The sequence below is a fragment of the Selenomonadales bacterium genome, assembly GCA_018335585.1.
Lineage (GTDB): Bacteria > Bacillota > UBA994 > UBA994 > UBA994 > UBA994.
The window spans coordinates 1-22,811 of the sequence record JAGXRZ010000044.1; the positions used below are offsets into that span (position 1 = coordinate 1).

22 protein-coding genes are annotated in these 22,811 nt (G+C 52.8%); 1 reads left to right on the forward strand and 21 read right to left on the reverse strand.

The annotated features are described in order from the left end of the window. Positions 1-293 precede the first annotated feature (293 nt). The 15 genes from KGZ66_08275 to KGZ66_08345 form a co-directional block, all read right to left on the reverse strand. Positions 294-1,136 carry a M23 family metallopeptidase gene (locus KGZ66_08275; protein MBS3985589.1) on the reverse strand — a complete coding sequence of 281 codons (843 nt, stop codon included), beginning with the start codon at positions 1,134-1,136 and terminating at the stop codon, positions 294-296. Between the two features lie 219 nt (positions 1,137-1,355). Further along, positions 1,356-2,030 carry an SdpI family protein gene (locus KGZ66_08280; protein MBS3985590.1) on the reverse strand — a complete coding sequence of 225 codons (675 nt, stop codon included), beginning with the start codon at positions 2,028-2,030 and terminating at the stop codon, positions 1,356-1,358. Between the two features lie 191 nt (positions 2,031-2,221). Continuing rightward, positions 2,222-2,689 carry a hypothetical protein gene (locus tag KGZ66_08285; protein ID MBS3985591.1) on the reverse strand — a complete coding sequence of 156 codons (468 nt, stop codon included), beginning with the start codon at positions 2,687-2,689 and terminating at the stop codon, positions 2,222-2,224. 882 nt (positions 2,690-3,571) lie between these two features. Then, entirely contained in the window at positions 3,572-4,048 is a 477-nt protein-coding gene (locus tag KGZ66_08290) for a hypothetical protein (GenBank protein ID MBS3985592.1), read from the reverse strand. Further along, positions 4,020-5,210, reverse strand: a complete 1,191-nt coding sequence (locus KGZ66_08295) for a DUF2974 domain-containing protein (GenBank protein ID MBS3985593.1) — start codon at positions 5,208-5,210, stop codon at positions 4,020-4,022. Before KGZ66_08295 ends, KGZ66_08290 begins: the two co-directional genes overlap by 29 nt. A gap of 1 nt (position 5,211) precedes the next feature. After that, positions 5,212-6,141 (reverse strand): membrane protein insertase YidC, encoded by a 930-nt coding sequence (locus KGZ66_08300; protein ID MBS3985594.1) that lies wholly within the window; start codon positions 6,139-6,141, stop codon positions 5,212-5,214. A gap of 219 nt (positions 6,142-6,360) precedes the next feature. After that, complete coding sequence (locus KGZ66_08305) at positions 6,361-7,233, reverse strand: DegV family protein (GenBank protein MBS3985595.1); 873 nt, start codon at positions 7,231-7,233, stop codon at positions 6,361-6,363. 142 nt (positions 7,234-7,375) lie between these two features. Beyond that, positions 7,376-8,746, reverse strand: coding sequence for a radical SAM protein (locus KGZ66_08310; GenBank protein MBS3985596.1), 1,371 nt, complete (start codon positions 8,744-8,746; stop codon positions 7,376-7,378). 280 nt (positions 8,747-9,026) lie between these two features. Then, a complete protein-coding gene (locus KGZ66_08315) occupies positions 9,027-9,608 on the reverse strand; it encodes a TetR/AcrR family transcriptional regulator (protein MBS3985597.1) in 582 nt (193 codons plus the stop codon). A 329-nt stretch (positions 9,609-9,937) separates the two neighbouring features. After that, a complete protein-coding gene (locus KGZ66_08320; GenBank protein ID MBS3985598.1) occupies positions 9,938-11,515 on the reverse strand; it encodes a recombinase family protein in 1,578 nt (525 codons plus the stop codon). Between the two features lies 1 nt (position 11,516). Then, the gene (locus KGZ66_08325) at positions 11,517-12,812 is read right to left on the reverse strand and encodes a recombinase family protein (GenBank protein MBS3985599.1); all 1,296 of its coding nucleotides are present in this window, start codon (positions 12,810-12,812) and stop codon (positions 11,517-11,519) included. 57 nt (positions 12,813-12,869) lie between these two features. After that, a complete protein-coding gene (locus KGZ66_08330; GenBank protein MBS3985600.1) occupies positions 12,870-13,025 on the reverse strand; it encodes a hypothetical protein in 156 nt (51 codons plus the stop codon). After that, positions 13,018-13,425: an RNA polymerase subunit sigma-70 gene (locus tag KGZ66_08335; protein MBS3985601.1), complete on the reverse strand. Its 408-nt coding sequence runs from the start codon at positions 13,423-13,425 to the stop codon at positions 13,018-13,020. Before KGZ66_08335 ends, KGZ66_08330 begins: the two co-directional genes overlap by 8 nt. Before the next feature lie 150 nt (positions 13,426-13,575). Then, on the reverse strand, positions 13,576-14,496 hold the full coding sequence (locus KGZ66_08340; GenBank protein MBS3985602.1) for an N-acetylmuramoyl-L-alanine amidase: 921 nt from the start codon (positions 14,494-14,496) through the stop codon (positions 13,576-13,578). Continuing rightward, on the reverse strand, positions 14,493-14,903 hold the full coding sequence (locus KGZ66_08345) for a phage holin family protein (protein ID MBS3985603.1): 411 nt from the start codon (positions 14,901-14,903) through the stop codon (positions 14,493-14,495). The genes KGZ66_08340 and KGZ66_08345 overlap by 4 nt, the downstream gene beginning before the upstream one ends. 192 nt (positions 14,904-15,095) lie before the next feature. Here KGZ66_08345 and KGZ66_08350 point away from each other — a divergent pair, with 192 nt between their 5' ends. Continuing rightward, on the forward strand, positions 15,096-15,590 hold the full coding sequence (locus KGZ66_08350; GenBank protein MBS3985604.1) for a hypothetical protein: 495 nt from the start codon (positions 15,096-15,098) through the stop codon (positions 15,588-15,590). Positions 15,591-16,301: 711 nt separating this feature from the next. Here KGZ66_08350 and KGZ66_08355 read toward each other — a convergent pair. The 6 genes from KGZ66_08355 to KGZ66_08380 form a co-directional block, all read right to left on the reverse strand. Further along, positions 16,302-18,770: a hypothetical protein gene (locus KGZ66_08355; GenBank protein MBS3985605.1), complete on the reverse strand. Its 2,469-nt coding sequence runs from the start codon at positions 18,768-18,770 to the stop codon at positions 16,302-16,304. Next, entirely contained in the window at positions 18,767-19,396 is a 630-nt protein-coding gene (locus tag KGZ66_08360; GenBank protein MBS3985606.1) for a hypothetical protein, read from the reverse strand. Before KGZ66_08360 ends, KGZ66_08355 begins: the two co-directional genes overlap by 4 nt. Position 19,397: 1 nt before the next feature. Further along, positions 19,398-19,583, reverse strand: a complete 186-nt coding sequence (locus tag KGZ66_08365) for a hypothetical protein (GenBank protein ID MBS3985607.1) — start codon at positions 19,581-19,583, stop codon at positions 19,398-19,400. Positions 19,584-19,599: 16 nt separating this feature from the next. Then, positions 19,600-21,054 carry a phage tail protein gene (locus tag KGZ66_08370; GenBank protein MBS3985608.1) on the reverse strand — a complete coding sequence of 485 codons (1,455 nt, stop codon included), beginning with the start codon at positions 21,052-21,054 and terminating at the stop codon, positions 19,600-19,602. A gap of 1 nt (position 21,055) precedes the next feature. Continuing rightward, positions 21,056-21,871, reverse strand: coding sequence for a hypothetical protein (locus KGZ66_08375; protein ID MBS3985609.1), 816 nt, complete (start codon positions 21,869-21,871; stop codon positions 21,056-21,058). 177 nt (positions 21,872-22,048) lie between these two features. Next, entirely contained in the window at positions 22,049-22,810 is a 762-nt protein-coding gene (locus KGZ66_08380; GenBank protein MBS3985610.1) for a phage tail family protein, read from the reverse strand. Position 22,811 lies beyond the last annotated feature (1 nt).

Below are 22,811 nucleotides of genomic sequence, written 5' to 3' on the forward strand. Positions count from 1 at the left end.
GGTGGAGCAGAATACTATGACGCCCAGGAGAAATCTACGATGCTTGATTTCCTGAAGACACTTCAGTGATTGACATTATCTAAACTTGAATCATAACATTCCCCTGTGCGCCGAGTCCCTTGCACTTCACTTTGCATAATGTAGGGCTTTTGATAAGCGGTAAACCTTGGGGGTTCGGGGGCAAAGCCCCCGATATGCCTAACTCTAGCAGTGGCCACCCGAACCAGTAGTTTCGGCCACGCTTCACGGCAATCCTCGGTCAACTTACGCCGTCTGCTGCGGGACAAATTGCGTTAGCAGTAACACTTTGTCATTGCATGAATGTGAATGTGTGGCTCAGTTGTTTGACCGCTATTACCTACTTTACCTAAAACGTCTCCCTGGCGCACTCGCTGTCCTGCATCAACAAGGATCGAATCTTGCTGTAGGTGTGCAATGACGATATGTACCCCTTCTGAAGTCTTAAGTACAATACAATTTCCTGCTGGATTTTGGGTATCCCTTACCCCCACATCCATGTCCGGCAGTCCACCTACTGTGGAAACAACTACCCCGTCTATAGGGGCAATGACTGCTGAACCCCATGATGGGTATGCACTAGGTGTGGCACCTTTCGCTTGCGCAGTCCAGTTGCTAGTGGGTAAACGTGTAAGATCAAGCCCAAATTGCTGCTCTATGACAGAACGGTGATGGTTGATAATGTTAAGAGGCCCTCCATGGGCAACATACCAAGTACCGTCGCTGACTGGGAGTGCCAGAGCTACGCCTGAAGGGATTGGCCACGAAACTATTGCGATACCCACAAGAAGGAGGCCCACCCCCAGCAAAGCAAACCCCCAAGTGACAGGGCGCAAAGGTATCAACTGTGTTAGAGAAGAAATACCTCGAAGAGCAGCATAGCTACTTAACAGCCCTGCAAGACCGATAACAAGAACAGTTATAACCCTTATCATCAAACCAGTTCGCCACCATGGGTAGGCCACATTGGAGACCAAACAGACCCCTAACAGATATAAGGCCTGCGCTGCAAGCGATGGGCGGTTTGATGGTGAACGGCGCATCACAACCTGTACTGCCCCAGCAAGGAAGAAAGCAGCAACTCCTAGCGGAACTGCCATAGCAATGAATGACCTCATTACGACCACCCCCTGTTCAACTGGTGATCCTAGACCCGAGTCCATCGTTTAAATAATGCATTCCTAGTCACAATTGTCTGGAGAAATTCTGCGCACAGTTTCAGACAATGTTGACTCCCTGTGTGTAAGGAGCTCCGGCTAATAATATGAGCGGGATTGAAAGACGACACGGCAAACGGAATGAGGCTTATGGAGTCCTGCCTAGTTATAGAGTGGGAGTCAGCCGTTGGGCTGTCTGTTTATGACCACCTGATACTTCTCGTACGACTTGCATAACAGGTACGCGAATAGAATGAGCGTCACTGAAAAGCTCAGGACCAGCCTGACAAGTTCAGGGATCGGAGGAATGGCGAGGATTAGATAATTGCAGCCGCCTACTATAAGGAATGGAAGCCTGGATAACCGGTGGGTGTAGACCCACACCTCTTCAGACTTTAGTGTCCAACTAGTTCTCAAGCCAACTAACCAGTTAGGTTTTGCCTTGTGAATAACCATGCCATACAGAGTAAATATTGGCACAAGTGTCCCCACTGCTCTCTTACCCAGATCCCACTCAAGAGCGTAGATATTCGTGGCGCCAGGCGTCACGTACATTATACCTAGCAGCATCAGTGCCCAATGGAGATATAGGAATAGCATTGCGGCACTGCTTATGATTGAGACTACGCCCCCAAATTTCTTGCCCGCAAACCAGGCAACCAGGGTTAGATATGAGAAAAGAAAACCTACGAACAGCCACCCGCCTCTAGACCCTCCCCATCTGTTTATGTTGCCCAGCAAATCCATATGTCCTGGGACTTGCGCGGGCATGAAATAGAGTAGAGACAAAACGAAAATTGTCGGCGCAAGGACAAAATACAGGTCAACAGAGTGTTGGCTAAAAAACTTCTTCATAACGTCCTCACCCCCTCCCCGTTGGCTTAGATTGGAAAGCACTGTAAACATGATAAACGTATTCGCCGTATTAATGTTTTTTCCTTCACCTCTATTCAGATTGCTTGGGAAACAGACCTGTAATACCGGCAGACAACATGACAGCACCCACAAGAATTCCGTAGCCATTCTTGTGGGTGCTTTTTTGTGCTTTAACCTTCAATCTCCGTGCCGTCTTTAAAGCTGAACATCAGCCTGCCATCTGGCATCACCCTTACCGTCTCGACCGCCACTGTCCACAGCTTCTCGTCGAATTCCTCCAAAACCAGCGGGCGCCTCTCTATCCCCTGGATAAAACCCTCAAGCACCAGGAACTTAGTCTGTCGCTCACGCCTCAGCCCCTCAAGCTCGGCAACCCGCTCCGTGGCCTTGCGGTGCCGCTCCAGATAGCTGTTGTTTCGTTCATTGAACTCATCCTGGTTGACCACTGAGCGGGCACTCTCGTAGATTGCCTTCCTGGCCAGTTCGGCGACCACCTCAATTTCCTGCCCCAGTTCCACAAGCTCAGCATCAATCTCCGAGCAGTCGCAAAGCAAGCTCTGAGCGAGTCGGCAGTTAGCGAGCAACTCCTCTCGGTCGCTCATCAGCGTGTTAAACGCATTGAGGAATCGCTGCTTCAACTCATCCTCTGACTTTCCTGTATCGCCCTTGTTACGCAAGGGATGGGTTATCTTCTGGTTACTTTCTTAAGCACTAATGCAATTCCAATAACGAGTAATATGAAACTCACATAATAGAAAGGAGTGTGTGTAAAGCGTAACCTAGCCCTGCCGAACTGCCCGTAAAGGATTGCAAAAGTCGAGTAAGCAATAAGAAGCCACCCTATATACTTCTTAATATTAGCTATACCTCCCTCCACCTTGCCTCTTATTTTTTTGGGACGGCCCGCTACTCCCGGCGGGGTACAACTGAGGTCGTTCACTCCTACTACTTTCTAGTAGGCGGAGGAAGTATAGCTTGTGGGTCGTTGTTGATGGTCATACCCGGGTTGTTCGCAGCGGTGTTTGCAGAGGTACTTACGGCTCATTAGGTCGCAAAGCGTGAATTACCGGGTTGCTAAGCTATGCAGAGTACTAGCAGTCAGCAAGAGCAGCTTCTACGCATGGATGAGTCGCCCAAAGAGCAAGCGTGAGCAGGCAACGAGAAGAAATTTCGAGGGAAATATACGTCTTCCGACTTCGGCGGATCCCATCGATCAACAATGGCGTCCTTCTCACAACTGACAGTCACTAGCCTATCTCTAACCAGACATATGGGCTGGTAGAGCAGCACCAGTGCCAACAGCAGAGTTGCCGTAATTCTCCTGAACACACTTCACACCTCTTATCCATTATCTTCCTACTTGTTCCCTCTAATTATAACTGATGGATTGGCGTGTCACAAGGACATTATAATAGCACGATGCTACTGGGGACGCCCCTTATACAAGTCGCAGGCAGCTTTCATCAGCTCAAGGGCCTCCTCGGGTCGGCTCTGCTGCTCTATCAATTCAGCACCAAAACTCAGTACATCGGCAGCGTCCCTGTAGCGGGCAAGCATGATGGAATGATTGTCTGCTGTGAACCCTTAGTAACCGCTCCAATCTTAAACTGAAACAGTAGCCTGCCGTCTGACATTATCTTTACCCTATCAACCGCCACTGCCCATAGCCTCTCGTCGAACTCCTCCAGAACCAGAGAGCGCGTCTCTATCCCCTGGATAAACCCTCCGCGCATTAGGATCTTACTCTGGTGTTCACGTCCCAGCCTCTCGATCTTGGCGACCCGCTCCGTGGCTTTGTGGTGCCTTTCCAGATAACTGCTGTTTCGTTCATTGCACTCATCCCGGCTCACTACTACGAACGCATTGTATTCTGTCGTGCTCTGTCCCCTTCTCCTTTCGTACTCATGCCATCCCTCGAGGTTTTTACCTAGTCTTGACCGCATACACAGCGGCTGCCACCAGCCGTTCTCATGTTCTTTTCTTAGCCACCCGAGCATGCTCCGTTCGGGCAGATAGTCTATTCCGTGAGGCAACCCTACGCAGCGAGTTGACTTCATTAATTATTGATTTGCCATATACTCTTCGGCTCTCTCTCCACAGCTTCATGACGATATCTGTAAGTCTCCGTCTTGTCTCGCGGTCAATGCCCAGATAGTAGCCCTTCATTGTGCTTATCGTGGCCGGGCCGTCCATCAACATGTCATCAAAGGCATCAGCACCTGTTGCCCTCATCATGCCAAAAAGCGCATCCACGAACTGCTTCCTTTCGTCCATTGATAGGCTATCAAGCCACCCTTCTAGGATGCTGTCCAGGTTACGACTATGCATGCTCAGCTTCCCAGCACGCACAAAACGGGTTCCAACAACCTCCCACATGAAGGCGTCGTGCTGCCAGATACCGAGTCCTTTGCTATCTACAATTACGGGACTCTCCCCGCACTCCAACAGCATCCCAACAAGAGCAGCTTTGGGAACTAGGGTGTGCATTCGGCTTGCCATGTCTTGATAACCTGTACTCTGGATGACGTTCATGTGGAATCCTGGCCCATCATTATTATAGACATTCATGATTCTTGCCCTGATCTTACTATCAGAATGTGTTGCGGCATAGACAGCGATGTTTCCGCCCTTGGAGTGACCGCCTAAGTGCAACCTCCCCTTGAGGTCAGCTGCAGTGTCATTTACATAAATCACAGCCTGCCTATGCGCTGGCACTTCTTCCTCAAAGCTCATCCGTAGGTTCTCTTCCCACCCTGCAACACTATTACCTGTACCTCTAAAAGCGATGTAGTGTTCATCACCAGTGAGCGAGAAAGTAACAGCAGAGAACTGGCTTGCAGGCTGGCGATCATGCGAACTGACGTATCCTAGCAGTTCAACATCGCGATAACGAGTTGTCTTCGCGGCACACATCAGCAGTTCGGCAACCTTTTCTGGGTAATAATAGCTTGCGTAGACCGACGGGGGTTCCTCGCTGGCAATGATTTGGCTTGCCAAATCGGACAGCGTCATCCCACTGCACATCTGTCCACGGGTAGCAACTCCGTCCAAGTTCAGATATGCGAGTTGAGACAGTATCAGATTATCGACTTCGTTGAAACAATCACACGAGAAGCTCATGTCTCCTCGCCACTTCAGATAATCAATTATGTTCGCCATATCAGTTCCTCTCTTGAGCCGATGTGCAAATCCGCTTCGTAGTTTTGCATTTTCGCTGCTTTTTTTTATCCGGAGCTCTTTTGGATACAAAAGCATTCAAGGTCATGTTTTGCAGCATTTGGGCCATGTTCCCAGCCGTCCAGTAGAGCCCGAGTCCGGCCGGGACACTAAAGGCCACCATCCCTGTTACCGCTGCTGCTATCAAACTCATCGTTCCTGGAGCGAATCCTTGAGTCGTGTCTTCCGTTGCCCCAGTGGTCTGTCTTAGAGGATATCTTACTGACACATAGGTTGTGACCACTGCTGCCAATGGTATCAATAATAGTAGCAGATTCTGCGTTCTCATCGGGGCTTCCATGAACTCCAGGTAGCGATATGTGGGGATGGCACCCAAGTTGACCCCAAAAAAATCCATGTTGATGAGATCTCCTGACCTAAGCAAGTCACCAGCTACGGCGACTCGGTCAGGGAACTTGCTGAAGTAACCTATAATGCTCAGATCTCTCATGTTTGCCACTCTGTTTGTGACTGGAATCATCTCATACAGTCGCAGGATATCATCCGGAGACTTGCCAACCATGTATTTCAGTGGCTGTGAGATCACATAATAAAGCGCGAAGAACATGGGCATCTGAATCAACATCGGGAAAAGACTCCCGGCCGGATTTACGTTATGTTCTTTGTACAGCTTCATGGTCTCAAGGCCAAGCTTCTCCTTGTCATGAGCATATGACTTCTGTATCTTCTTTAATCTGGGCTGGACTTCGCTTATTTTGGCTGAGGCATAGTACTGCTTCAGGGTCAGGGGCGTCAACAACAGCCTCAAGAATACTGTCAGCAATATAATGGCGACTCCATAATTCCCGAATGCCAGATGAGTGTAAATGAATCTCAGCATGTAACCAATTGGGAATGCAATAGCATCAAGCATTACTAAAGCCCCTCCCCCCTTACATCTTCTATCTACCAAATCGGCATATCACAAACCGACATGGGAGTTTCCTGCAACCCTAGATAAGGCGCTTCTGCCATGACGATTTAATCTCGCACATTTGGCTGGCACGTGACGGAAACCTCTCTGCTCTTTCCGTTCATCTCAGGCTGCGATCATTGATACTAGCGGACCCAGAACGAAACTGGGGCCATTGGCCTATAGCCCTCTTTCTCTTCCCATGAATGCAAGGCAGAGCAATCCCGGTCCTGTGTGTGCGCCAATCACGGGTCCTAGGTAGCTTATCAATACTTCCTTCACTCTCAACTCACCCATGACCAGGCTCTTCAGACGCTCAGCATCTTCAAGGCAGTCTCCGTGGGAGATAAGAATAGTCTGTTCTTCCGGGTTGACTATTCTGTCCTTGAGTTCCGTCATCAAACCACAGATTGCTTTCTGTCGGCCACGAACTTTCGTTGCTAAAGCGAGTCTGCCCCCTTTGTCAATAGTCAGAATGGGTTTAATGCTCAAAACCGCACCCAGAGACGCGCTTGTTGCCGACAGCCTGCCTCCTCTTCTTAGGTGCTCTAAGCTGTCAACCGTGAACCATGTGTTGATTCTTTGCTTGTTGGCTTCTATCCAAGCAACTATATCTTCCTTTGATCTGCCTTGCTCTAACATTTCACAAGCATAGCGAACCAGAAGACCTTGCCCAACCGTTGCGCTCTTCGTATCTAGAACTGAAATGTCAGCCCCAGGGTGATCCCGTAGTATCTCGTTTCGTGCCAAGACCGCGCCGCCGTATGACCCGCTCAATGCTGAAGAAAAGCCGACGTATATTATGGAGTGCCCTTCTGCTATGTATCTCCGGAAGTAATCCTCATACACGAAGGGGGTGACTTGGGCGGTCGTGGCCATCGCCCCCTTGCGCAACTCATCATAGAACTTCTGATAAGGAAGTGCTCGGCCACAATCGTCTGTGTATTCTTGTCCCTTGAGCGTAAAATGGAATGGGATTGTGGGCACCCTGTTCCGCCTCAGGTATTCTGATGCAAGGTCACAAGTCGAGTCCGTAATTATTATGGGTTTCATTGGTCTTGCCTCCTCAATATTGCTTTGGGACTAAGTCCGTTTACTGCAGTGAATGAGCCGGTGTCGTCACAACACAATCGCGAATTACTGTGACTCCACCTGCAGCAGAGACGGGTTCATAACGGTCTGGCCTACCTATAATCTAATCTGTGCGTTTGGGTCTCTGACTTGACGATTCAACCCATAGTCTCTCCGCCGCCACTGCCCAAGCGACAGACGCAGGCCTGCACTTCTCGCAGAGATGACCGACATCTTCAGGATGTAAGGTTTCAGTTGACCTTGCTCCTGAGGCAGTCACCATGTCTCGGAGCCTGTCTGGATTATCCAGCAGTGGACATGGTCTCAGCATGTTCCCATTGAAGGGCTGATTCTCTTTGTACTGCATGAACAAGGGATTTCTCAGTGCTGTAACCAGGGCTGTGTCGTGAATGTTGGAATCAGAGTAGTGTATGAATGCGCATGGTTCAATGTCGCCATTTGCATTTATATGTAGATATCTCCGTCCGCCCCCGATGCATCCATCAGCATATTCGCCGTCGTTCCAGAAGTCCATCGTGAAGATCGCTTTGCTCTTTCGGAACCTGCGGACTTGTTGGTACATGAACTCTCGCTGCTCGGCATTTGCCATTAGTTCTGGTGATGCATCCATGCCCACTGGCATATATGTGAAGAACCAAGCGAACTTCGCGCCATTAGAGATCATCTTGTCAAAGAACGCCTCACTCCCAACCTTATCTGTGTTATTACTTGTGTAGCAGCATGATATCCCAAAGGGCAGCTTCTTGATCTTTAGAACTTCCATAGCATTTTCGACTGCCAAATAGGTGCCTTCCCCGCGGCGAGAATCCGTCTCATACTCAAAGCCCTCGACGCTAATCGCAGGAACAAAATTCTTAACCCTCAGCATTTCATCTGCAAATGTCTCATCGATCAGCGTTCCGTTAGTGAACGCAAGGAACACGCAGTCACTATGTCTTTCACACAACCTCACGATGTCGTCTTTGCGGAGCAGGGGCTCACCCCCAGAATATATGTACATGTAAATGCCCAGAGCCTTTCCTTGCTGAATCACACTGTCCAGTGTATGATAACTCAAGCTCATATCAGGCCCATATTCTGCGGCCCAACATCCACTGCATCTCATGTTGCACGCCGAGGTCGGGTCCATTAGTATCGCCCAAGGGACGTTGCATCCATGCTCTTCGCGGGCCTTTTCCTGCCTATTGCCACCGATGATGACTGCGTTCACAATGAAGTTTTCAAAGAGCCTCTTCCTCACATCAGTATCGATATCTGTCCACAGGCTTTTGGTCAACAGAGACCAGTTGCTACCCTCATCAGAGAGTACCTCCCTCACAACTGACACTTTGCCTTTCAGTACCCCCTCCTTGTCGAACCTGTCAACCCAGTTCAAAACCCTAGGAATGTTCTTGTTAGGCTCCGACCCTAAGTGCGATAGTACTCTCTTAAGTCCATAACCTTTTGCGCTCTCGATAAAACCCTTCGTGCCCATCCTCTTCACTCTCCCCAAACATTCTGTCTCAACGCGAATGTGACCAAGCAAACCCCTTGCATCCAAGCAATATTCTAGGAGCTTCTCCTTGCTCAGGCATTTGTGACTGCAGCAAACGGTAGCATTGCTTGACGCCTATCTCATATTCATGCCTCTCATAGTCGTTATGCCGACACTCGAGACTCCCTAATCTACCTGCATGCGATTTCAATCGGTCGTCCGTCCGATTATAGAGTGCTCCCCCCTCCATACGCACGCATGGTGTTGTAGCACCACCCTTCTAGGCTATGATTAGTTCCATAGGACGCAGAACCTCTGGTAGCGACGGGCCATCCGGGTCGGTCATCGCCAACATAGCCGCGCCAAGTATTGATCCCAACAGCATTCTCGCTACCGATTTCGGATCGTAGAACCCCAGCCTGCTGCCTTCAGAGACGTCGCGGAGAACGTGTCTCTCCACCAAGGATGCCAAATCCTCTGTTAGATTGCGAAGCTGATTCTCGATCGGTGCCGACCACAGCGACAGACTCGTAAAGTCAAAGAAGAGCTTGATCAGCCCTGGGGTGTCTGCGAGCAGGCGATCGAAATATAAGATGACCCCAGACAGTCTGTCTTGAGGAGTTGCCCCCCTCTCCAATTGTGCCTCTATCTCCACGAGATACTCCGTCATCATACGTTTAATCACTGCGGAGAGCAATCCTTCTTTGCTCTTGTAGTGATAGGTGATCTGACTAAGAGCAACCCCAGCTTCATCGGCAATATCCCGCATGGATACATTCGCGTAACCCCGTGAGGCGATGCACCCGTATGCAGACTGGAGTATTTGTTCGAGCTGGTTAGACTTTCGCGGAGCATGACTCATGAAACACATCTCCCTTCCATGTTCGTACGGTCGTACGTTCTGTTCGTATTTTACTCTTTGTTTCATGCACTGTCAAGGACTCTGGCGGTCTTCTCCATGCCCTCTTCACGCCTAGCGCCTCTCCATATACGAGCGCTTTCGAAGCAGTAATTGGGTTACTGGACCTCACTCAGCATGTGGGAGCTCAGGGGTCTTCTTTCTAAGAGAGTCCTTGTAGGCTGTTTCGCCATTGAGTGCTTGGGTCTGCTGTGGAGTATTGCCTCGCCGATGCGCGATATCGCTGCCCACAGGCAATCTCATAGGACGCAGCTTCTGTCTACGGTCCTTGGTTAGCTCTCGACTTTCGTTCCGCCCTTAAAGCTATAGACCAGTTTCCCTTCGATTGATGCAGTCACCACCTCGACCGCCACGGCCCATAGCTTCTCGTCGAATTCCTCCAGAACCAGCGGGCGTGTTTCTAGCCCCTTAATAAAACCTTCAAGCATCATGAACTTACTCTGTCGCTCACGTCTCAGCGCCTCAAGTTCGGCCACTCGCTCCGTGGCCTTGCGGTGCCTTTCCAGATAGCTGTTGTTTCGTTCATTAAACTCCTCTTGGCTAACTACTACACGAGCATTCTCATAGATTGCCTTCTTGGCCAGTTCGGTTACCACCTCAATTTCCTGACTCAGTTCCGCAAGCTCAGCATCAATTTCTGAGCAGTCGCAAAGGTAGTGTTGGGCAAGTCGGCAGCTAGCGAGCAGCTCCTCTCGGTCGCTCATCAGAGTGTTAAACGCATTCAGGAATCGCTGCTTTACCTCGTCTTCGGTGACGTGTGGAGTTTTACACCTTTTTTCGCCCTTGTACTTCTCATTGCAGCGCCAGATTGTGCGGCGGTACTTTGTATTGGAGCCCCAGACCTTTGAGCCGAAAAAGCCGCCACAATCGCCGCAGACGATCCTCGCAGAGAAAGGGCTGTGGCAGCTAGTGGGCCTGCCAAGCTTCTTACGACGCTCTATTTCTAGCTGAACCGCGTCGAACTCTTCTGGCTCAATAATGGCTTGGTGGCTGTTCTTTACATAGTACTGCGGCACCTCGCCCTCGTTGACCTTCCTCTTTTTCGTCAGAAAATCTACAGTGAAGCCCTTCTGTAAGAGGGCCTCACCCTTATATTTCTCATTGGACAGGATGCTCTTTACCGTGGCCACTTGCCATGTCTCTTTCCCTGCCGGTGAGGGGATACCCTGGCTGGCAAGCTCCTTGGCAATCGCTGAGGGCGTTTTTCCCTCAATAAATAGCCGGAAAATCATTCGCACAACTTCAGCTTCAGACTCTACAATCCTCGGTAGACCGTCCTCTCCCTTCTCGTAACCGAGGAACTGGCCGTATGGAACACTGATCTTCCCGTCCGCCATGCGCTTACGCTGCCCCCAAGTGACGTTCTCGGATATGGAGCGGCTCTCTTCCTGAGCGAGGCTAGACATGATCGTTATCAGAAGCTCACCTTTGCTGTCCAGAGTATAGATGTTCTCCTTTTCAAAATAGACCTCCACGCCCTTTTCCTTAAGCTTTCGTACAGTGACCAGGCTGTCTACGGTGTTCCGAGCAAAGCGGCTGACGGACTTGGTGATGATTAAGTCAATCTGTCCAGCCAAGGCATCGGCGACCATCTGCTTAAAGCCCTCGCGTTTGTTAGTGTTGGTCGCGCTGATTCCCTCGTCAGTGTAGACCCTGACAAACTGCCAATCCTCACGTTCCTTGATGTACTTAGTGTAGTAATCCACCTGTGCTTCGTAACTGGTCAACTGCTCTTCACTGCCTGTAGAAACCCTGGCATAAGCAGCAATCCTGCGCTTGGCTGACGGTGAGCCATCATGTAGAGAGCGCTGGCCAATGGTGGCCGGTATAACCCTTACGCTTGATGCCATCTTACTCCCTCCCTTTAGCTCTAGCGCGAGCCTCATGGCGCATCTCATTTGTCCAGCTCTCGCGCCGCGACCTATCCTGCCAGACCTTTTCACTGATTCTACCGTCACGGAAAGCAAAGACCAGCTGGTTGAATATAGGCACGCGGATTTCTGCGACTTCCTCTCCAAAAGCATCTCCGTCAAAGCTTTCAAGGCCTAGAGCCTCTGCAGCAGCTGCCCGTAGTACGGCTTCCGGTATCTGTTTGGTGTGACAGGCTGCCTTGCCCATTAGCAAGAATGTAGAGCACTGCCAGACTGGGTTTCCCTTATTGACTCTCCGTTTGTACTTCTTCCCGCAGTTTCCGCACAGGATGATGCTACTGAAGGGATAGCTCTTGCCAGTGGAATCATTCGCACCGGAAACTCTACGCCGCTGCTCCCTGACCACCTGCGCCGCCTCGAAGGTCTCTGAATCAATGATGGCCGGATGTGTGTCGTCCGCCTGATACATCGGCAGGGCGCCTTTGTTCCAAACCAGCTTTTTCGTCAGATGATCTGCTACATACTTTTTCTGCAGCAGTGCGCTTCCGGTATACTTTTCGTTTCTGAGGATTTCCATCACCCGCTGGCTTTTCCATTTACCACTGCGTACTTTGGGAACATTCATGGTTCTTAGTTTTCGTGCTATGGCGCTGCCTCCCATGCCTCTCAGATAGTCCTCAAAAATCAGGCGCACGGCGGCCGCTTCCTCTGGGTTAATCTCCACCTTCCCCCTGACGATGTGGTAGCCAAACAGAAACCGCAGGTTGGCTAGTTCTCCATTTTCGAACCGTTTTCGGATGCGCCATTTGCAGTTTTCACTGGCCGAAAGGCTCTCTTCCTGTGCGTATGATGCCAGGATGGTGAGCATTAGTTCGCCGTCTCCGCTGAGCGAGTGGATGTTCTGCTCCTCGAAATACACATCCACTCCCAGCAGTCTCAACTCCCGCACAGTCTCAAGAAGTGTAACGGTATTCCTGGCAAAGCGTGAAATAGACTTCGTAATAATCATGTCAACTTGACCTTTTCTACAGTCTGCAAGCATGCGCTGGAACTCGACCCGGCTGTCCTTCGTCCCCGTCACCGCTTCGTCCGCATAGACTCCGGCGTACTCCCAGTCAGGTCGCCGCTGAATCAGTTCGCTGTAATAGCTGACCTGAGCGGCGAGGGACTGAAGCATGGCTTCCTTTCCGCTAGATACCCGCGCATATGCGGCGACTCTCTGCTTCTGGGGAAACAAGGGGGAACTATGCGGCTTTCGTATTATTATCCTCTCCATGAGCGACCTCCTTTCGCTATCACATATTCGCTCTAAACCACTGTGTTATCAAGCACTTTAGCGATATATGCTAGAGGAAGAAAGGCCATATTTCTGGGCTACTACCGCATCTATGCTTGCCAGTTCAGCTTCGGAGATAATACCCTCAGCAAGCCATTGCCTGAGTACCACTACCGCTGTCTTGTAGTGAATGATAGCCTCTTCCCTACTCATGGCGCACCGCCTTGGATTTGCCGTAGCAGGCCCGGGAGCAGTACTTGCGTTTCTTGTTTCCGTAGCTTACAGACGCGACACCGCAATAATCACACGTGAAGGGATAGAACGCTTTCCGCGAGACCGCTTCCGGGTGGGCATTCCACCAAATCATACGGCATTTGTCGGAGCAGAAGCGCTTTTGCTTCGCTCCGGCGGTGTGGATGAGCAGCGCTTTGCACTGGCGACAGAGGGTGCCTGGAGTTTGACTGGCAAGTTCCCTGCCAACACCTCCGAGGTTGTTGCGGCGACAGAACGATTTCACCGTGTTCTCAGCTATGCCAAGTGCCGTGGCTATCTTTGCATAGCTATGGCCCATGCTGCGCAGCTGTGTGATTGTCTCTTTCTGCTGGTTTGTCATTTGGTTACCCCCTTCAGGACAGGCCCATAGGTGCCTTCGCCTTAAGCCACCGCAGGAGGTAAAATCGGACGGTTTGGGTGCATCAAAAAGATAGGCCCCACAGTACAGACTATGAATCCGTACTATGGGGCCTATCTATAATTCAACCGGCTACTTTGGAATCCTCAGCTTCTGCCCGGGTACGATGATATCCGAGGTCAAAGCATTTAGCTCCTTTATTTCGGGGTACCGCGCCCCGTTACCTAACTTGATCGCCGCTATTCTCCACAGCGAGTCGCCCTTTACCACTGAGTAGATCTCGTATTCGGTGACGCCGGTGCCACCATAGACCATACTCCCTGTGTTGTCGTAAACGGCGTAGCCGGGATTAGTGTCAACTAAGCGCTTGGCATTGTCTAGCACCCTGAACGCTCCTATTTGGGAGCTAACATCATCCCAACTTTTGCGAACCCGGTAAAGCGCGTCGATCGGAGCGGGAATGGGAGCGTCAGTTGCGCCTGCTGCCAACGCGGTCTTTACGGCAGCGCGGAAAGAGTCCATGTTTTCACCGTGGCGCGGGAACCAGTGCATTACGTCGGCATGATTACTGGCGATGCCCAGACGGTGGCCTTCTGAATGGCTTATGATGTCCTGCTCTGAGAGACCATACTGCCTGCAGAGATACACGCATAGCTCCACCGCCTCGCTATAGACCTTGCGGAAGTAAACGGCGTCGTCTAGGCCGTCCTCGCAAATCTCAAAGGAGATATGCGTGTCGTTGCCGGTTCCGTTCACACCTCGCCCGCAGTGCCAGCCGCGATGGTTCCAAGGCAACGTCTGATATGTAGCTATGGAGCCATCCGCCAGTTTGCCGATAAAGGCGTGGACGCAGACCTGCCTGCCATCCGGCCTGTCCTGATTCCAATGGTTGTTGTACCGGTTCCTCCCCAGCAGACCGTCGTCCGGCCCCACGTAGCGCCTGAGCCACGGGTTGTTGGCCCCCGTGGAGTGAACCATAATACCCTGCGGAGCGATGTTTCTGCCCGCCTTGAAGCAAGCGTTGTTTATGAATAAGAGCTGGCGCAGGTTCAACTGGTGCCCCCTTTAGACTCGTGCAACCGCGCCAGGACATCTTTTAGCTTGTCGGGCACAGGAAGACCGATAGCGGCTGCGTTCTCCAGAATAGAAATACCTTCGTTGCTCAGGTAAAAGAAGATCACCGCAGTCCTTATCGCCTGGGCCTGCCCGAGCACCTGTCTATCGATGATATGCCCAAGGCCCACCAGCGTGAAGATGAGTACCTTTTTGACGATGCCTTTCGCACCAATTTTACTGGACAGAGTTTTGTCCGTAACCGCACACATCACACCGGTCAGATAGTCGACGACAACAAAGGCGATGAGGGCGTAGAGAAAGCCGTCCAACCCGCCCAAATACCAGCCCAGAAAACCGCCTATGGCGGCAAACGTAGCTTTCGCCAATTCTATGGTAGATTTCAATGACAACTCCTCCGTTTAACTTCGATTTATGCGCATGCCAGGGATATGCCTTCGACCCCTCCGAGTTCCAAAAACCAAAGGTATCCTGCACTGTCCAACTCCCAGATATTTACTTGTGCTCTTTCATAGGGTATAATAGGTCGTAAGTCACACCATGAGGCGGAGATAGCCAGTCAGGGAAGGAAGGTCGATATGGGCAAGAGGAGACGACTACTCTGGGTGTTAGCGACAGCGGTAGCACTTACGGTCCTTGTTTCTATAGTGGTCAGAATCACTTCGGCAAGGGACTATACGGGCGTTGCTGTGGACAATCTGCCCGTTGAAGAGCAGATTAAGGTGGCACGCAGTGTCAGCCTTTCTGCCGTCGTTAACTGGGGAGAGGGAGGAAACATGTACTCTCGGGAGGTCGCTGAGGCCTTTTTGCTTGGTCACCCTTATCCTGATTACCTTGACGCCAGGTATGGCAAGCCGGAGTTATTCGGCAGATCAAAAGAGCGAAACGAGATTGCATTTCTTGTACAGACCACCATTGACCATGACAGAGACCGCGCTTCTGGCATCCCCGTTTCGCAGGATGTGGTTTATCAGCGGATGATTGAGATTTACACCGGATCCGGCATCTACACCATAGTGCTGAATGTCGACCAACGTGGGCGCATCTTAGATTCATGGAGCAGCTTTAGATAAGCAAAGGCAGAGGCCAGACAAATGTCTGACCTCTGCCTTCGTCGTTATGCCAGTGATGTGCGAATCGTGCTGGTGTTTGGCCTGTTAAACGGCAGCCCTGTGTCGACAAAGCCCCAGGTACTGCCAGCCTGGTCAGCCCATTGCCACTGCCCTGACCGTAAGACTGCAGTAACTTGCCAATACGTGCACCAACTCTGTCCCATTGAAGTTGCGACACCGGCTCGGACTGCTATGGTGGAGCCAATAGGGAGGGTCTCAATGATGCCCCCACTCCTGTTCCTTAACACCGCCCCGCGATTTTGAATGGTGTAAGTCCTTAACGTCATTCCATTCCACGCTTGTTCGGACAGAAAGAACTGGTCCTCAACTGGGACAAAGCCTGCTGGCCACTGAGATGCACTGTTGACAAAGCCCCACTGGAGGACACCGGAGGAGTTGCGTACCAACACACAAAAATCGTAGGGCCAGTTTGGGTCCCAGGTGTTTGGGCGCAACCAAGACCACTGCAGCCTGAAGTAGTCGTTAGTCCCAAGTGTCCCAATCTGCACATTATCGAGTTGACCGAAGGATCCCGACCACACTGGGACAGCGGCACCTCTATTTACGCAGAATCGATTGATAACATGGCCGTCTAAGGGTAAACCTGGAGTTGCTCCTGCTGGACAAGACATTTGTTCATTCCTCCTCATTTTTATTGGGTCGCTAGATCGCTCAAACAACATCGAACACTCTTGGGTCCTGTAACCCCAACGCCCAGAATGCCACCCCCTTTAAGCCCCAGCGATGCTTCGCCAGATTCTTAAGCACCGCGAAGTGTTCCGCATCAGAGTAGTGCGCCACACTGAAACCAAGCGCATCCCCCAGATACACGTCCGTCAGCCAGACCCCTCGGTCACGGAGTTTAATCGTTACTGACCTGTCGTCTTCAAATGCAGCGAACGGTGACGTGTGGAAGTAGTCACAATCAAGAGGGATACTCGTTGTCCGAGTATCCCTCTCTTCGTTTGGCCCGGTATATTCGAAATATCCCCATGGATCAAGCCAGGTCACGCCAGTGCGCGCTATACGTCCATGGGTAACGGTCTGCCCATCTGGCAGTGTTACATCTATCGCCTCCTGCGGCACGTAGACATAAGGGCTACCTGCGTCCAGCAGGCTGCACTCGCAAGCGGCATTGCTGGTGCGTATACCAAACCCACCGCTGGCAGGTAAGGACAAGGAGACGCTGAAAACCATAGTGGAGCCCACCCAACACCGCAACTCGCTGCCGCGCGTTCTAATCTGCAGGGTATATAGTGCATGCAGGGCGACACTTTGCGCCACGTCAGGCTGGAGCCTTGCCCATGTCCCGCCAGTCCTTTGCCACAGCTCCGCCGTATGCGTGCTGCGACGTAAAAGGAACAGATAGAGGTCGTTTACTCCCTGAGCTTTGAACACGATGCCCATGGTGCCGTTCCCCTGGGTCATGCGCAGCCTAACCCTGATGTTTAGGTCACCAAACCCGTAATAGGTCAGGTGTGCCTGAGCGTCTGGGGATAGGGCGTCAGATTGGACCATCACCCGGCGCTTTGGGTCCTGATCTATACTCCAAACACCGCCGTTCTGGACATAATACCCCCCGGTATCGGCGCGGAAGTCGTCATACCAGACCCAGGCATGCTCCGGGGTATGGCGCAAAACCTCCGGTGTCAGAATGAAGTTCGCTGGCAAGACCCAGTTGCCGCTGACATCTTTGAACCGGCGTGGTGTGAGCGTGTACGTTCCGCCGCCCCCGTCCATGCGCATAGTGAAACTGCTGCAGATACGAAAACCCCAGAACTGCGTACCCCTTTGACTGCCCGAGCCGTGGACTTCTAAAACATTCTCCCCTGGTTGCATAGCGTGATTGCCCAGGCTAATCCAGTGAGTTCGTCTGTGCAACGGGTACCAGTCGGGGAAAGGGCCAACCTGCAAGGCGACGCCGTTTAGCGCAAGCTGCAGTTGCTGACTGTTGAACCAAGGCGCGTTCACCCTGACCACAAGCTCATAGGTTCCCCCTGCTGGGACTTCAAACGCATAGGTGGCCAGCCCCTCCGCCTCTAAAACTGGTGGAGTGCCCACAAGCCGTGGCGCCCTCGGTGAAATCCACGGGGCGCCGATGGACATCGCCCCAGAGATTTCGTCGTAGCTCACTCCATCGCGGTCAACGATCACCCCTGAGAAGTCATAAACGGGGGACTTCTCGTAGGCTACGAGATAGTTCCGCTTCGTGTTTCCCACGGCCCCCGCGACCCTCACAGCTGGGGACAGGGTGTTCGTCGTGTCAGCGCCCTCTAACTTATCGTAGACATGGAGGAGCAAATATGGACTCTGACTCTCTTGATCATGGTAGCCCGCAAACGGTATCAACGGCTGCGCGGCGTGATGATTAAAGTGCCCCTGCTGCCAGCCAAGGAAAGCCAAGAATGTACCACTGGCCCCGCGGTATCCTGTGGGCGCCCGGTCGATTCGCCAGTTGAAGCCAAAGCCCACGATGCCAAAATAGATCTTCTCCCGCGGAATCCTGGTCACCGCGTAGTCATACACCTGCTCCAGCCACCACATCGGGCTGATTGGTCCGGGAGCGCTACCTGCCCACGCAAAGGCATAGCTCATGATGGCGCAGGAATCAAAGTACGGCTCCATGCGGCGATAATCGCACCACCGTTCCCAGAACGGGACTCCGTCCCCCGTCATGGGTGGCAGGTCCCAGTGGACAAAGCGCTGCGCAGGCCTCGACTTGATGCTCTCATAGATACGCTTGGCCAGGGAGACTACCCCGTCGAGGTTATCGTTGGGGCCAACTTCTAGATCAATATCTACCCCCGCGGCGTAAGGGTGAGCGTCCAAGATGCGGTGCAGTTCGCTGATGAACTTGTCCTGCGCCCCGTTTGCGTTGTTTACTATGGCCCTGAAGCGGGAAAGGATGCCGTCATTGCGAACGGTCAGCAGGTATCTCGTGTTGGGCCATCGTGTTACCCTATCTAAATCCGCGTGTGGCACGGTTCCGACGATGCGCCCTGTGTCATCGGGGATAAGAAAATCGAACAGGCCCATTTGGGTAAACTTATCGCCGTAGTCAAGCCACTCTTGCATGGCACGTGCTGTTTTCAGGAAGGTCCAGGACATGAAACCATTTCCCTGTTGTCTTAAATTAATCACAGCCGCTTCCCCCCGCCTGCCAGTTCCCATTCTTGCATTTCTATCAGGACTCTTGCTGCTGGCTGGGGTCTGTCTGGCGCTCCTTCAGTTAACAGATCAACGTTGAAGCGTGAATTGCCTGCAGCGATTTGGTGATGAACCCCGGCGTAGTGTCTGGTCGGTACACCGTTATGGGTGACCCTGTGTCTACTCGCCAAGAACTCGACCACATCCCCTCTGGCCAAGGCATTGTCATACACAAGCTGCCTGGTTCGGTAGCCGTGTGAAAGCCCCATCCCAGCAGGGATAGAAGTCCTGGCCATTACGGTGAAATCTATGGCCGTGGTCACCACTGGGGTCCCCATCGGCACACTCCAATAAGCACCTCTATTAGGGATGATCAGGGTTTGTCGGCCGCGGATTAGGGCGTTAAAGTGCTTAGGTGCTGCTGGTTGCCCATCCTCGCGGAGCTTCATCAGCATTTCCCGCGTGGCCGGAACGTGGCCTGTAAGCTGCGCACCGTCCTGCAGCATCAAATCCGTGAGGGTCACAGTGCCAGTTGCGTTTTGCACTACCGCCCGGACATCAATTCTCGTTACGCTCTTTTCTTTTTCCTGCGGCGCGATGACCTTGAAGACTCTCTCCATGCTACTGCTCAAAGGAGAAACGTATTTCTGAAGCATGACCGCTCCATAGAGTGGGCAGGACTCCACCTTGGAGCATTACGTCAGTCATATGGACTACGCCTAGAGCATCTTCCATGCACAGCCGCACGTCTATTCTGGCCACTCTCTTGCTCGCCGGGATTGGCAATACTACGTCTTGCCAGGACACGTTTACCACCCCCAAACTAGACTAGTGATATGAAATGCGTTTCGCTGGTTCCGTCTGTGTAATGCAGTACAACCTCGACCCCCACCTTGCCTCCCCCACCTAAGAGGATGTTTTCTGTCTGCGCCCGCAAACTGACCACATAATTCTCCCTGTGTGCTGGCCAGACAGTCTGTGCCAGGGTCTTAGATACACCAAGGGCGCCCACCGCCCGGAAAGAGGCTGGCCCAGAGAAACCTTGGGTATTGTCCACTGTCCAGCCATCGTTGACCCAATAGGCGAACCCATCATCCGCACGCGAGTTTAGCAGGTGGTTAAAGACCATGAGCTGGGCGATGTCTCGTGCCTGGACGCTTTCCTCTGCTTCAAAAACATCCAGTGCGCGGGCCACCTGGCTGAGAGCCTGCGAGAGATCTGCCCGAACCGTCGACAGTTCAATGTCGCTCTCCCACGGCTTCTCTACACTGTAACGCATCCGCACCACGCGGGTCTTAATAGATATCCCCGCGGTTTCATCATGAACCGTTACAACATCCCCTACACGAACTCGGTCTTCCTCATAGCCCGGGAGCATGGATAAGTCCACGATCCCGCAGATGTAACTGGTCTGAGGCGTGTTCAGTGTGGCAAAGACTGCTTCTGCATACTCCTTGAGCTGATGCGGGTCAGTAAATGATTCGGCAAGTAAAACGGCCGACGGCGGTGGGTTATGCGGGCTTGGCACCTCCAGATAGGGGACACCGCCATTCACCAGGGCAATGGTCAGTCCCCGGTGTCCGCGGGGGTACAGCCTATGCACAGTCTCAACAATGCTTATCTCCGATTCAGCCGTGCGCAGGTTTTTGCCTCTCAGGAAGAATACGCCCGTATCTGCACCACCTGCCGCTACCACTGATACGGTACGACGCACTGTATCCCAGACAATCTCTGCATTAAAGGTGCGTTCCAGCTCGCGCAAACACTCCAGGCGGTTACTGCCGCCATTCCAGCGTAAGCTTCGCCGTGCTGTGACCGACACCGTGCCTACCGTCCAGCCTGAACCGGGCAGCAGCCAGGCCAGGATATCTGAGGCCAGCACATTCACCCATTCCTGCGCCGGGAGCGTGGGGAGCTTGCTCAGGTCGTACCAGAGCGCCCACGCTTCAACCTCGACATACCGGTGCCCCTCTGCATACTCCCTGTGGTTCAATATCATGGCCCGATAAATCTTACCCGCCAAATCCAAGGTGGCGTCGACAACAAACTCCTCCGGCACCGGATGGGGCAGAACAAACGTCAGCCTATCTTCCCCCGCCAACGTCTCATGGAGAAAGATATCGTGGGCCTTAGAGAGCAAAGCTACAGGGCGTAATTGGCCGTCGACCACCACAGGCAGGGCGTGCCCCACGTGGGTGAACCACGCTGGGGCCTGCCATGGTATGGGCAGCATGTTATACCGCTCACCAGCGTTGTAGCCTCTGCCTGTGTTGTACATCTTACACACTCCTCAGAAACACAGCTGGCCTGGAACCGGTGATGTATGGTGCTCCGGTGGGGAATGGACTGGGGAACCCATCTCCGTAAGGCCTGGCCAGCCGATATCCCGTGCAGGCCGAGATCCCTAAATCCTCGCTTCCCAGCGCAAGCATACCTGCAGGAGATAGGCCCTGCAGGCCCGGTGCCGCATCTTGCAGACGAGCCAGCCAGTATAAACCCGGCACGAGCATCAGGTTAATTGTCAGTGCCCGGATACCGACGGTGCCCGTTGTCACAACCCCCGCATCGAGTATAAGCTCTCCCGGATACACCGCGCCGGTATCCGCATAGATACCAAGCCTCGCGTTTCCTGCGGATAAGGACGTGACATTAATGGCGATGCGATCAAAGGCCTGGGCCACCGGCACATAAAACGGCAGCATGTCCTGATTGTTGGCGGAGGTGGCAAGCCCTGCGAGCGATGATGCGGTGATGCCCGCATGGTACAGCCCCGCCCGCCGATAACGCAACAGATCAAGTGCATCAAGGCTCAGCTTGTCGGCCGCAGACATGAAGCCAGCTGCTTCCGGGGTCGCCAACGCGTGGACGGCGCCACCCGCACCTGCGTGTTCCAACAACGGCGAGCTCGCTATCGTGTAGGTGAAGTCAGCCGTTATGACCGCATCACTGGCCTGCTGCAGAGAAAACACTACCATCCCCTGTGCCGCATAGAGGACATATTCCGCAAGCGGCACGATATCGCCGCCGCGCCTGACAACCGGTGCCGGGGTCTCCAGCCAGTTCCTCAGTGTCCCTTCATAGATCCGACGGTGCATGGCAGGTTCCGCCTGATCGGACACGGCCTGTAACTCATGGTCGGTGGCCGCCGATGTATGCATGCTAAGCACCGTCTCAACCTTGTTTATAGCGTCCTGAATGCCGGATATATCCGCACTGTAAATCTCACGACTGGGTATCTTTTTAAAGGGCGTTACCGCCATAAGAACACCTCCTTACAGCCATCTGTTGCGGCAGTGCACTTCCAGCCTGGACCACGAGGCACCCCCTGTTGCGGCCACAACGAGCGAATTGAATCCGGGTGCCAATTGCGGGAAGATGGGCTTCTCGAGCAGATGCAGGACACGAGTCCGCGTCTGCCCGGACACTCGCACAGCAGTTTTAGCCGCACAGTCAATTTCCAACCAGTCACCTGTGGCCAATGCACCCATGTAACTTACTGTTTGGGTGCCAACTTGCATAGTCAGCCGCTGTGTGCCGCCAAGGGATGTGCCCTGCAATCTGAATAACGGCTCAGCCGGGGCAGAGCCGCGTTGGTTGTGAGCATAGGATGACGTAGTTACCGTTACTATGTCGGGGACAACGGCGTAGGAGAACGGGTCAGCACACACCAAGTCCAGAGCAATGGTCCCTTGCTGAGAAACTATCTCCGCAGCCATACCCCAACCAGCGTAAGCGGCCATGTAATACTTCTCTGGTACGCTGTCCAGAATCAGCTGCTGCTCACCCCGCAGCGGATTTAGCCAGGCGCGCACACGCTCCGCGCGCTCGTGCAGCTCTGTTATACTCTCGGCCTCCAGCCAGCATTCGAGGCTCAGGTGGCGCTCTCCTAAATCAGGCAGCATCCGCAGCGCACCGTGGCGACCCGACAGGGTGATTATTTTATCCCGCGTGCCTGGCAGGATCGATAGCGGCGATTTAAGCAGTCGGACATGGTACGTGGAGGAGTGTTCTCCGGCGAAAGTAAAACCGCCCATG